Below are 9,905 nucleotides of genomic sequence, written 5' to 3' on the forward strand. Positions count from 1 at the left end.
CCCCCATGCTTCGCGTCGTCATCGCCGAGGACTCCGTACTGCTGCGGGAGGGCCTGACCAGGCTGCTCACCGACCGGGGTCTGGAGGTCGTGGCAGGTGTCGGGGACGGCGAGGCGCTGCTGAAGGCCGTCCACGACCTGGCCGAGGGCGGCGCGCTGCCCGACGTGGTGGTCGCCGATGTCCGGATGCCCCCCACCCACACCGACGAGGGCGTCCGTGCCTGCGTCACGCTCCGCGGCCTCTACCCGGACCTGGGCGTCCTGGTGCTGTCGCAGTACGTGGAGGAGCGGTACGCCTCCGAGCTGCTGGCCGGTTCCACCCGGGGCGTGGGCTACCTGTTGAAGGACCGGGTGGCCGAGGTGCGCGAGTTCGTGGACGCGGTGGTCCGGGTCGCCGGCGGCGGCACCGCGCTGGACCCGGAGGTCGTGCAGCAGCTGCTCAGCCGCAGCCGCAAGGGCGACGTGCTGGCCGGGCTGACCCCGCGCGAGCGCGAGGTGCTCGGGCTGATGGCCGAGGGCCGGACCAACACGGCGGTGGCCAAGCAGCTGGTGGTCTCGGACGGTGCGGTGGAGAAGCACGTCAGCAACATCTTCCTCAAGCTGGGCCTGACCCAGAGCTCCGAGGACCACCGCCGGGTGCTGGCGGTGCTCACTTACCTGAACTCGTAGTGCGCACCCGAACACGTGTGACCCGAACACGTGTGACCCGAACACGTGGGACCCGAACACGTGTGACCCGAACACGTGGGACCCGAACACGTGGGACCCGAACACGTGGGACCCGAACACGTGGGACCCGAACATGTGGGATCCGGAGGAACGGGAACCGGGTGAGTTGGTGGCGCCCGCCCACGGGCCCGGTATGAGACCGAGGTCCCGGGGCGTTGTACGGGGTGTGGCCGTGATTTCCCGACCGGGTGCGGTGGTGATTTCCGGCCCGGTGCGGTGGTGATTTCCGACCCGATGTGGCGGTGATTTCCCGCCGCATCGGGGAGTTCCGTCCAAGGCAATCCTTACCCGCATAGGATGCGAGAGGTGCACCAGGCGGACGGGGCACACGGCTCACGCCCGCGGCTGGTGCCCACGAGGAGGTCCGCGGCAGTGACCAGTCAGGTCGATCAGTCAGAAGCAGTGGACGGCTCGGACGGCGAAGAGGGCCGCTCCGGGGCGGGCGAGGACCGCTCCGGTGCCGCCGTGCCGCCGAGTCCGCAGCCCAGGCGCGCCAAGCCGATTCGCAGACTGGACCGGGTGATCATCCGGTTCGCCGGGGACTCCGGCGACGGTATGCAGCTCACCGGTGACCGCTTCACCTCGGAGACGGCGTCCTTCGGCAACGACCTCTCCACCCTGCCCAACTTCCCGGCCGAGATCCGGGCCCCTGCCGGAACGCTGCCGGGCGTCTCGTCCTTCCAGCTGCACTTCGCCGACCACGACATCCTGACCCCGGGGGACGCGCCCAACGTCCTGGTGGCGATGAACCCGGCCGCCCTCAAGGCGAACCTGCCGGACCTGCCGCGGGGCGCGGAGATCATCGTCAACACCGACGAGTTCACCAAGCGGGCCCTGGCCAAGGTGGGCTACCCGGCAGACCCGCTGGCCGACGGCTCGCTGGAGGCCTTCCACCTGCACAAGGTGCCGCTGACGACGCTGACCCTCGAAGCGCTCAAGGACAGCGGCCTGGCCCGCAAGGACGCCGAGCGGGCGAAGAACATGTTCGCCCTGGGGCTGCTCTCCTGGATGTACCACCGGCCCACCCGCGGCACCGAGACCTTCCTGCGCAGCAAGTTCGCGAAGAAGCCGCAGATCGCCGAGGCCAACATCAGCGCCTTCCGGGCGGGCTGGAACTTCGGCGAGACGACGGAGTCCTTCGCGGTCTCCTACGAGGTGCCGCCGGCCAAGCTGCCACCGGGCCGCTACCGCAACATCTCGGGGAACCTGGCCCTCTCCTACGGCCTGATCGCCGCCGCCGAGCGCTCCGGGCTGCCGCTCTACCTCGGCTCGTACCCGATCACCCCGGCCTCGGACATCCTGCACGAGCTGAGCAAGCACAAGAACTTCGGGGTCCGCACCTTCCAGGCCGAGGACGAGATCGCCGGCATCGGCGCGGCGCTCGGCGCGGCCTTCGGCGGCGCGCTCGGCGTGACCACCACCTCGGGCCCGGGCGTGGCGCTCAAGAGCGAGACCATCGGTCTGGCCGTCTCGCTCGAACTGCCGCTGCTGGTGGTCGACATCCAGCGCGGCGGGCCGTCCACCGGCCTGCCGACCAAGACCGAGCAGGCGGACCTCCTGCAGGCGATGTTCGGGCGCAACGGCGAGGCGCCGGTGCCGATCGTGGCCCCGGCCACTCCGGCCGAGTGCTTCGACGCGGCGCTGGAGGCGGCACGGATCGCGGTGACCTACCGGACGCCGGTGTTCCTGCTCTCGGACGGCTACCTGGCCAACGGCTCCGAGCCGTGGCGGATCCCCGAGGTCGGCGAACTGCCCGCGATCGAGCCGGACTTCGCCACCGGCCCGAACCGGGAGGACGGCGCGTTCTGGCCCTACCTGCGCGACCCGCAGACGCTGGCCCGCCCCTGGGCGGTGCCCGGCACCCCGGGCCTGGAGCACCGGATCGGCGGCATCGAGAAGCAGGACGGCACCGGCAACATCTCGTACGACCCGGCCAACCACGACTTCATGGTCCGCACCCGGCAGGCCAAGGTGGACGGGATTACCGTTCCTGCTATCGATGTTGACGACCCGTCCGGCGATGCGCGGGTGCTGGTGCTCGGCTGGGGTTCGACCTACGGGCCGATCACCGCGGCCGTCCGCAGGGTCCGCGCGGACGGCGGCCGCGTCGCCCAGGCCCACCTGCGGAACCTGAACCCCTTCCCGGCCAATCTCGGCTCGGTGTTGAAGGGTTATGACAAGGTTATCGTCCCCGAGATGAACCTCGGACAGCTGGCGCTGCTGCTGCGCGCCAAGTACCTGGTGGATGCGCAGTCCTACAACCAGGTACGCGGACTTCCTTTCAAGGCGGCCCAGTTGGCGGATGTTCTGTGGGCGGCGGTCGGCAGCCTGGAAGAGTCGCCGCACGAGTCGCCGCACGAATCGGCGGGCGAGCCGGCGGCCGTGTCGGCGGGCGAGGAGGACAACCGATGAGCGAGCAGTTCCCCTCGTTGAAGCTGGTCCCGAAGAGCGAGGCGCCGCAGAGCGCCAAGGACTTCAAGACGGACCAGGAGGTGCGCTGGTGCCCGGGGTGCGGTGACTACGCGATCCTGGCGGCCGTGCAGTCCTTCATGCCGGAGCTGGGGATCAAGCGGGAGAACACCGTCTTCGTCTCCGGGATCGGCTGTTCCTCACGCTTCCCGTACTACATGAACACCTACGGCGTTCACTCGATCCACGGCCGCGCGCCGGCCATCGCCACCGGGCTCGCGTCGTCCCGGCAGGACCTGAGCGTGTGGGTGGTGACGGGTGACGGCGATGCGCTCTCGATCGGCGGCAACCACCTGATCCACGCGCTGCGGCGGAACGTCAACCTGAAGATCCTGCTGTTCAACAACCGGATCTACGGCCTCACCAAGGGCCAGTACTCGCCGACCAGCGAGGTCGGCAAGATCACCAAGTCGACGCCGATGGGCTCGCTGGACGCCCCGTTCAACCCGCTCTCGCTGGCGATCGGCGCGGAGGCGTCGTTCGTCGCGCGGACGATCGACTCCGACCGCCAGCACCTCCAGTCGGTGCTGCGGGCGGCGGCCGAGCACGAGGGCACGGCGCTGGTGGAGATCTACCAGAACTGCAACATCTTCAACGACGGCGCCTTCGAGGTGCTGAAGGAGCCGGGAACCCGGGACGAGGCGCTGATCCGCCTGGAGCACGGACAGCCGATCCGGTTCGGCGCGGACCGCGCCCAGGGCGTCTTCCGCGGTCCGGACGGCGAGCTGTTCGTCGACGCCGTCACCGCCGGGAACGAGGCGTCGGTGGTCGTCCACGACGCCCACGCCGCGGGTCCGGCCGGGGCGTTCGCCCTCTCGCGGATCGCCGACACGGACACGCTGCACCACACTCCGATCGGTGTGCTGCGGAGCGTGAAGCGGCCGGTGTACGACGAGCTGATGGCTGCCCAGCTGGCCGCGGCGGCCGATCAGCGCGGCCGGGGCGAGCTGGCCGCGCTGCTGGCCGGGAACGACACCTGGACCGTCGACTGAGGTCGGTTGCACGGTGACGGCGCCCCCCGGCCTCGGCCGGGGGGCGCCGTCGTTCCTGCCGGCGGTTACTGCTGTCGTTCCTACCGCCGGTTCCTGTCGGCGGTTACTGCTGGACCCACTCGACCAGCTGGATCACGACCCCGTTCGGGTCGGTGACCTGGAACAGCTTCTCGCCCCACGGCTCCTCCAGCAGGGGCATGGTGATCTCCACGCCCTCGCTGCGGAGGCGGGCCTCCTCGTCCTCCAGGCCGGTGACGTTGAAGGCGAGGATCAGCCCGGCGGCGTGCTGGTCGCGGAACCCTGCCGGCAGCACCTCGTTGCCGCGCCGCAGGTAGATCACGTTCATCCCGGAGTCCTCCCGTCCGAGCGAGACGAATCCGTCGGCGGCCATCTGCTCGGTGAACCCGAAGTGCGTCTGCAGGAAGGCCGAGGAGGCGGCCTCGTCCTCGACGGTGAGCGAAACGGCGGCGGCGGTGATCTGCATGGATGAGTGCCCTCTCGTCGGCGAATATCCCGTACGCAGTACACTATACATAGTACGGAGAATCGTGCAAGGGGGGGTGGGCGGGCGTGGCGGGGCGTGCGTCCCGGAGCACACCCAAGACGCTTGCGTTAGAGCGGACTCAAACTTCTACTGTCCCTGTTGTGGCCGGCGGAGAGACCCTCCCCGCGGCCGGAGGACTCGACCGTCCACGACGAACAGCCGCCCCCGGGCGGCGGAAACGGACCACCTGTGAACAGCACCGCCGTCGCCCCCGCCCCCGCCGCGACCCGCCAGGAGCGCTTCGACCACGGGATGGAGGTCCTCACCCGCATCGACGGGGAGGGCGGCCAGAGGGTCATCGACGCGCTGGCGGACGTCTCGCCGGAGCTGGGCCACCAGGTCGTCGCCTGGGCGTTCGGCGACATCTACGACCGGCCCGGCCTGGCCCCCCGTGACCGGCAGCTGGTCACCCTCGGCATGCTCACCGCCCTCGGCGGCTGCGAGCCGCAGCTGGACGTGCACATCAACGCGGCCCTCAACGTCGGCCTCAGCCCCGAGGAGATCGTCGAGGCGCTGCTGCACTCGGCCGTCTACTGCGGCATGCCGCGCGCCCTCAACGCCACGTTCGTGGCGAAGAAGGTCTTTGCCGAGCGCGGCCTGTCGCCGGTGGGTGCCGCGGCGCAGGGCTGAGCGGACGGCCGGTGGACGGTCGGGCAACCGGATGGAAGCGGACGGGAGCGGACGGAAGCGGGCGTGGAACCGGGGGTTTCACCGGCTCCACGCCCGCTCGGGATCCGGACGTCACTTCCAGGAGATGGCGCCCTTGCCGAGGGTGTACGGGGAGCCCCAGTACTCGGCGCCCGTGACCTTGGTGGCGGTCGGGGCGAGCGCGACCGCGCAGGCCTGGGCGGTCTTGCCGTTGGTGAAGCCCTTCGGCAGCGAGGAGCTCGGGCACTTGGCGAAGCTGCCGATGATCATCAGCTCCTGGGCCTCGCTGCCGTCCGGCAGGAGGCCCTTGATGTGGTCCACGCTGGTGTAGGCCAGGTCGGTGGTCCCGGTGTTGGTGATCGTGTAGTGCACGTAGTACGGGACGAGGCCCTTCACCTTGTCGCCCAGCTTGAGCGCGTCGAGGTCGGCCGGGTCGCCCGTCTCGATCGAGCTGACGGACAGGGCGATGACGCCCTTGGTGCTGCCCGAGGTGAACTGCACCTGGGCGGGCTGGCCGATCTTGAAGGTCTGGCCGGGAGCCGCGTCCGTGCCGCCGCCGGTGGCGGGTGCGGGAGCACTGGCCGAGGTGCCGGTCGAGGCGCTGGCGGACGGGCTCGCGGCGGCCGGGGCGGTCGGTGAGGTGGCCGGCGTGGTCGGTGAGGTGGCCGGCGTGGTCGGGGCGGCTGCCGAGGTCGTCGGGGCGGCGGCCGGCGGCGGGGTGTTCTTCGCCGAGTCCGACGAGTTGTCGTCGTTGCAGGCGGTGAGGGTCAGTGCGCCGACGGCTGCCAGTCCGACGAGTGCCCGCATGCTTCTACCGGTGCTGAGGCGGTTCATGGGAAGTCCCCCCGTGTTCCGCACCGCCAAGTAGCGGTGCTGGTACCTCTGTTGATAGCGCGGGGGCGGGGGAGCGCACCATGGCCTTGGCGGGTTTTTGACCCGAGTGTGACGTGACCGCGTCGGGGCTGTTGACGAGCCGGTACGGCCGTGGTGTTTGCCGGGGCGGCCGGGGCGCGCACCTGCGGCGCAGCGTTCCGGGCGGTCCCGGGTCCGTTGAGGCGGCGTCTCGGAGCATCTCGGGCCGCTGCTTCGGGCGCGGCCGTCGCTACGGTGGTGGCCATGAGTGCGGGGGAGAACTCGGTCCGGGCCGGGATACGGCGGGTGCTGCTGACGTTGCTGGGCCTGGTTGCGGCGGCGGCGGTGGTCGTCGTCGCAGGGCTCGCCTGGGCGATCCACGACCTGACCGCCATTCCCAAGGCGCCGGACGCGGCAGGGCTGGCCCGGTCCGCCGAGACGCGTGAGGCGCGCGAAAGGGCGGTGGCGTTCGCCGACGAGCAGACGGCACGGCTACGGGTGGCGGCGCCCTGGGCGGAGGTCCTCGACAGCTCGGTCGCCGACCGCTGCCATGCCGAGGCCCGCAGCGAGTCCTTCGGCGGGAAGCGGGCGTGGTCGGGGGTGACCTGCGAGCGGACGACGGTGCTGTACGCGGCGTTCGACGGCGAGATCGAACCGCGGCTCGCGGACCTGGACGGGGCACTGGCCGGGGGCGGGTGGAAGCCGCGCTCGGACGGCAAGACGCTGCTGCAGCAGCTGCGGCACGTGCACAGCCCGGGTTCCGACGCCACGGCCGAGCAGACGGCGGAGGCGCTGGCCCGGCCGAACGCGGTCAGCGTCGATCACGTGCCGGGCGATGGGCGGAAGCGGATCGCCCTGACCGTGGCAGTCATGGACGGCAAGGGATTTCCGTCAGTGAACGGGAGTTGGGACGACCGGCCTTCACTGAGCGGTCCGGACGCGAAGCCGTATCTGGACCGGGAGTCCGAGCGCGTGGTGTATTTCGACTGGCGGAGAGTGGACGCCGAGGGGCTCAAGGCCAAGGCGTATGCGGGACACCGGTATCTGATGGCGATCGGCGTCAGCCAGGTCTACGCCAGCGGCTGCCCGGGCGCCGAGTGCAACGGCGTCGGTCCTGACTGGTAGGGGCGATGGCTGCCGTGGTGGCGGCGGCCATCGCCCGGGCCGGGGAGGTCAGACGAGGTGGTCGAACTCGCCGGCCTTGGCCCCGAGGATGAAGGCGCGGAGCTTGGCGGTGGTGGTGGTGACGATGACGTCCGGGTCGTCGGACTCGCGGAGGTGGCGGGCATCGCCGGTTCCAGGGGCCACTTCGAGGCAATTGTCGGCGCCGTCCGCATCGCTGTATGACGACTTCTGCCAGCTCAGCTGTTGCATGGGTAGCTCCTTGGAGGCGAGGGCCACGGCCGCTTAGGCGAGGTGATCGAAGTCGCCAGCCTTGGCGCCGAGGATGAAGGCGCGGAGCCTGGCGGCGGTGGTGGTGACGATGACGTCCGGGTCGTCGGACTCACGGAGGTGGCGGATGTCGCCGGTTCCAGGGGCCACTTCGAGGCAGTTGTTGGAGCCTTCTCCCTCGCTGTATGACGACTTCTGCCAGGAGAGATAGGACATGAGACGCCCTTCAGTTCGGGAGTAGATAGAGGAGGTGTTGGATCAGTCCGAGCGAGCTGCGGAAGGGTAGGTCACGCAGAGACCTGCTCGTGTCGATGGCCGGCAGCGAGACATCGCTCAGCTGCTCAAACTTCAGGCGATACGCCGCGATGTCGGCCTGATCGCCAAGGTGCTCGGCACGCTTGGGGCCATCGAGAACGACTGTCGACAGTGCGGCGCAACCGGGGTCGCAGAACAGGAACGAATAGGATAGCGGAGCGTGCTTCGGTGCGGTGAACGGAAGAATCTGGATGGTGACGTTAGGGAGTTCTGCCATGTCAAGCAGGTGAAGTAGCTGAGCTCGCATGACATCCTCGCCCGGGAATCGCATGCGCAACGCTGCTTCGTGAATAACGAAGTGAAACTGCCTGTCCTTGTCATCGATCAGAATCCGCTGCCGATCCACACGGAACTGAACGGACGTCGCGACATCCCACTTGCCGCTGTGGTAGCTGTCCGCATAGATCGCTTCTGCGTATGCGGGCAGTTGAAAGACTCCAGGGATGTAGAGCGCGTCGTAGCCTTCCAGGCGGACGGCTCGGCCCTCGGCCTCGGCCAGATCGAGGGCGAGCGCGGGAACCTTGCCCTTGTATGTCGTCCACCAGCCTTTGCCGTCACTGCTGCCCAGATCTTGCAGAAGCTCGACGTAGGTAGCATCCGTGCACCCGTAGGCCGCAAGTAGCGTGACGAGCCGATCCGGATCGAGCCCGGTGCGGGCGGCCTCGATGTGGCTGAGTTGCGGGCCGCCCATGCCGACGAGGGCGCCGGCATCCTTCACGGCCAGCCCGGCAGACTCACGCAGTCTCCTCAGCTCAGCGCCGAACCGCTTCTGCCGTTCGCTGATTTGAGTCCTGAGTGCCAAGGGTCTTCCTTCCGTGTCGGAGCAGTTTCCCGCTTCGAGCGCGCCGGGCGCCACTCACAAGAGTGAGGTTACTCGGCCTCAGGGGCCATCTTCCGCGATTGTGTTGCACGCGTGGAACCTGTGGCCTTACTCTCAGTGTTGCACCGATCACACGACTGAGCGTCAGTAATGCCCTGTCCGGGCGCCGCAGAGCAGCCATGTGCGGCCTGGCTCACGGTCACGTCTCCGCCGCGAACTCCCTCTCCTTCTTCGGAGGTTCTTCGTGCGTGCCTTCAACCCTCCCGACTGGTCCGCCGCCCGTGACGAGCTGCGTGACGTCCTCAACGCCTCCGGCTGGCCGGACGACGTCATCCACGACGCCGAGCTCGCCCTTCATGAGCTCTTCGTGAATGCGTGGAAGCACGCCGGCAGCCAGGCGCCCCTCGTGGTGGTCGTCCTCCTGAACCGGACGCTCCGCGTCTCGGTCAGCGACGACAGCCCCGACCTCCCCGAAAGGCGTGCCTCCGCCGACCCCTACGAGCTCTCCGGGCGCGGCCTCCACCTCGTCCGCTCGCTCACCCACCGCTTCGGGACCGACCCGCGCAAGCGCGGCAAGAGCGTCTGGTTCGAGTTGGACGCCGCCGCGTGAACCACCCCCTCCTCTCCCTGCGGGGTGAACCGTGGGAGTCCTGATCCCGCTCGTCACCGGCTCCACCCAGGTCGAGCGAACGACCGTCCCCTACCTCATCGTTGAGGCCGTTCCCGACGCGACCGTGCAGCTCCGCCTCGCCGTCGACCTGGACATCCACGCCGGCCCGGGCGAACAGCTCGCCTTCCCCCTCACCCGCGACCAGGCCTACGAGCTCCTCCATGGCCTCGCCGCCCACCTCGGCCACCGCGTCATCGGGATCCGCCGATGAGATCCGGCACTGCCGAGTTCCTGATCGGCGCCGCCTTCGCCGTCCTGCTCGCACTCGCGATCGCCACCGTCGTCCTGGGCGTCATCACCGCTCTCAATGTTGCAAAGCCCGAGGACGACGCGCCCACCGGGCGTACGCCGAACTAGGGCGTTTCTTTCCGATCATCGGATCGTTGGTCTGGTCGTGCCGTTGACTGACGCGCAGTGGGCGCGGATAGAGCCGTTGTTGCCAGACCGGACACCGAGGCGGGGTGGGCGGTGGCGT

General features: G+C 69.4%; 12 protein-coding genes and 1 pseudogene. 8 read left to right on the plus strand and 5 right to left on the minus strand.

Annotated elements, in window-relative coordinates; genetic code table 11:
* Nucleotides 1–5 precede the first annotated feature (5 nt).
* The 3 genes and pseudogenes from J5Y04_RS17720 (at nucleotide 6) to J5Y04_RS17730 (ending at nucleotide 4,189) form a co-directional block, all read left to right on the plus strand.
* The gene (locus J5Y04_RS17720; protein WP_209412999.1) at nucleotides 6–668 is read left to right on the plus strand and encodes a response regulator transcription factor; all 663 of its coding nucleotides are present in this window, start codon (nucleotides 6–8) and stop codon (nucleotides 666–668) included.
* A gap of 432 nt (nucleotides 669–1,100) precedes the next feature.
* Nucleotides 1,101–3,050, plus strand: a pseudogene (locus J5Y04_RS17725) (2-oxoacid:acceptor oxidoreductase subunit alpha); the annotation flags it as partial.
* An 86-nt stretch (nucleotides 3,051–3,136) separates the two neighbouring features.
* Nucleotides 3,137–4,189: a 2-oxoacid:ferredoxin oxidoreductase subunit beta gene (locus J5Y04_RS17730; protein WP_209413001.1), complete on the plus strand. Its 1,053-nt coding sequence runs from the start codon at nucleotides 3,137–3,139 to the stop codon at nucleotides 4,187–4,189.
* 103 nt (nucleotides 4,190–4,292) lie between these two features.
* Here the strand turns inward: J5Y04_RS17730 and J5Y04_RS17735 are convergent, their stop codons facing one another.
* Nucleotides 4,293–4,673: a VOC family protein gene (locus J5Y04_RS17735; protein ID WP_209413002.1), complete on the minus strand. Its 381-nt coding sequence runs from the start codon at nucleotides 4,671–4,673 to the stop codon at nucleotides 4,293–4,295.
* A gap of 312 nt (nucleotides 4,674–4,985) precedes the next feature.
* Here J5Y04_RS17735 and J5Y04_RS17740 point away from each other — a divergent pair, with 312 nt between their 5' ends.
* Nucleotides 4,986–5,363, plus strand: a complete 378-nt coding sequence (locus tag J5Y04_RS17740; protein ID WP_209413077.1) for a carboxymuconolactone decarboxylase family protein — start codon at nucleotides 4,986–4,988, stop codon at nucleotides 5,361–5,363.
* A 111-nt stretch (nucleotides 5,364–5,474) separates the two neighbouring features.
* Here the strand turns inward: J5Y04_RS17740 and J5Y04_RS17745 are convergent, their stop codons facing one another.
* Nucleotides 5,475–6,215: a hypothetical protein gene (locus J5Y04_RS17745; RefSeq protein WP_209413003.1), complete on the minus strand. Its 741-nt coding sequence runs from the start codon at nucleotides 6,213–6,215 to the stop codon at nucleotides 5,475–5,477.
* A gap of 324 nt (nucleotides 6,216–6,539) precedes the next feature.
* On the opposite strand from J5Y04_RS17745, the gene J5Y04_RS17750 reads away from it, so the two are divergent.
* The gene (locus J5Y04_RS17750) at nucleotides 6,540–7,358 is read left to right on the plus strand and encodes a hypothetical protein (protein WP_209413004.1); all 819 of its coding nucleotides are present in this window, start codon (nucleotides 6,540–6,542) and stop codon (nucleotides 7,356–7,358) included.
* Nucleotides 7,359–7,406: 48 nt separating this feature from the next.
* Here J5Y04_RS17750 and J5Y04_RS17755 read toward each other — a convergent pair whose 3' ends face one another.
* From J5Y04_RS17755 to J5Y04_RS17765, 3 genes are read right to left on the minus strand one after another with little or no spacing between them, the layout of a single operon-like run.
* Entirely contained in the window at nucleotides 7,407–7,607 is a 201-nt protein-coding gene (locus J5Y04_RS17755) for a DUF397 domain-containing protein (protein WP_209413005.1), read from the minus strand.
* Between the two features lie 33 nt (nucleotides 7,608–7,640).
* A complete protein-coding gene (locus tag J5Y04_RS17760; protein WP_209413006.1) occupies nucleotides 7,641–7,841 on the minus strand; it encodes a DUF397 domain-containing protein in 201 nt (66 codons plus the stop codon).
* Nucleotides 7,842–7,851: 10 nt separating this feature from the next.
* Nucleotides 7,852–8,742: a helix-turn-helix transcriptional regulator gene (locus tag J5Y04_RS17765; RefSeq protein ID WP_209413007.1), complete on the minus strand. Its 891-nt coding sequence runs from the start codon at nucleotides 8,740–8,742 to the stop codon at nucleotides 7,852–7,854.
* Nucleotides 8,743–9,004: 262 nt separating this feature from the next.
* Between J5Y04_RS17765 and J5Y04_RS17770 the strand changes: the two genes are divergently transcribed.
* Genes J5Y04_RS17770 through J5Y04_RS17780 form a run of 3 tightly spaced genes read left to right on the plus strand, consistent with a single transcriptional unit; the run spans nucleotide 9,005 to nucleotide 9,787 of the window.
* Nucleotides 9,005–9,370 carry an ATP-binding protein gene (locus J5Y04_RS17770; RefSeq protein ID WP_307853164.1) on the plus strand — a complete coding sequence of 122 codons (366 nt, stop codon included), beginning with the start codon at nucleotides 9,005–9,007 and terminating at the stop codon, nucleotides 9,368–9,370.
* A 31-nt stretch (nucleotides 9,371–9,401) separates the two neighbouring features.
* Nucleotides 9,402–9,641: a hypothetical protein gene (locus J5Y04_RS17775; RefSeq protein WP_209413009.1), complete on the plus strand. Its 240-nt coding sequence runs from the start codon at nucleotides 9,402–9,404 to the stop codon at nucleotides 9,639–9,641.
* Nucleotides 9,638–9,787 (plus strand): hypothetical protein, encoded by a 150-nt coding sequence (locus J5Y04_RS17780; protein ID WP_209413010.1) that lies wholly within the window; start codon nucleotides 9,638–9,640, stop codon nucleotides 9,785–9,787. The genes J5Y04_RS17775 and J5Y04_RS17780 overlap by 4 nt, the downstream gene beginning before the upstream one ends.
* Nucleotides 9,788–9,905 lie beyond the last annotated feature (118 nt).

Source organism: Kitasatospora sp. RG8, assembly GCF_017813315.1.
GTDB lineage: Bacteria > Actinomycetota > Actinomycetes > Streptomycetales > Streptomycetaceae > Kitasatospora.

Excerpts from the sequence above, each read along its gene's own strand:
- J5Y04_RS17720 (WP_209412999.1), top strand. The coding sequence starts at position 6 with ATGCTTCGCGTCGTCATCGCCGAGGACTCCGTACTGCTGCGGGAGGGC.
- J5Y04_RS17730 (WP_209413001.1), top strand. The coding sequence starts at position 3,137 with ATGAGCGAGCAGTTCCCCTCGTTGAAGCTGGTCCCGAAGAGCGAGGCG.
- J5Y04_RS17735 (WP_209413002.1), bottom strand. The coding sequence starts at position 4,673 with ATGCAGATCACCGCCGCCGCCGTTTCGCTCACCGTCGAGGACGAGGCC.
- J5Y04_RS17740 (WP_209413077.1), top strand. The coding sequence starts at position 4,986 with ATGGAGGTCCTCACCCGCATCGACGGGGAGGGCGGCCAGAGGGTCATC.
- J5Y04_RS17745 (WP_209413003.1), bottom strand. The coding sequence starts at position 6,215 with ATGAACCGCCTCAGCACCGGTAGAAGCATGCGGGCACTCGTCGGACTG.
- J5Y04_RS17755 (WP_209413005.1), bottom strand. The coding sequence starts at position 7,607 with ATGCAACAGCTGAGCTGGCAGAAGTCGTCATACAGCGATGCGGACGGC.
- J5Y04_RS17760 (WP_209413006.1), bottom strand. The coding sequence starts at position 7,841 with ATGTCCTATCTCTCCTGGCAGAAGTCGTCATACAGCGAGGGAGAAGGC.
- J5Y04_RS17780 (WP_209413010.1), top strand. The coding sequence starts at position 9,638 with ATGAGATCCGGCACTGCCGAGTTCCTGATCGGCGCCGCCTTCGCCGTC.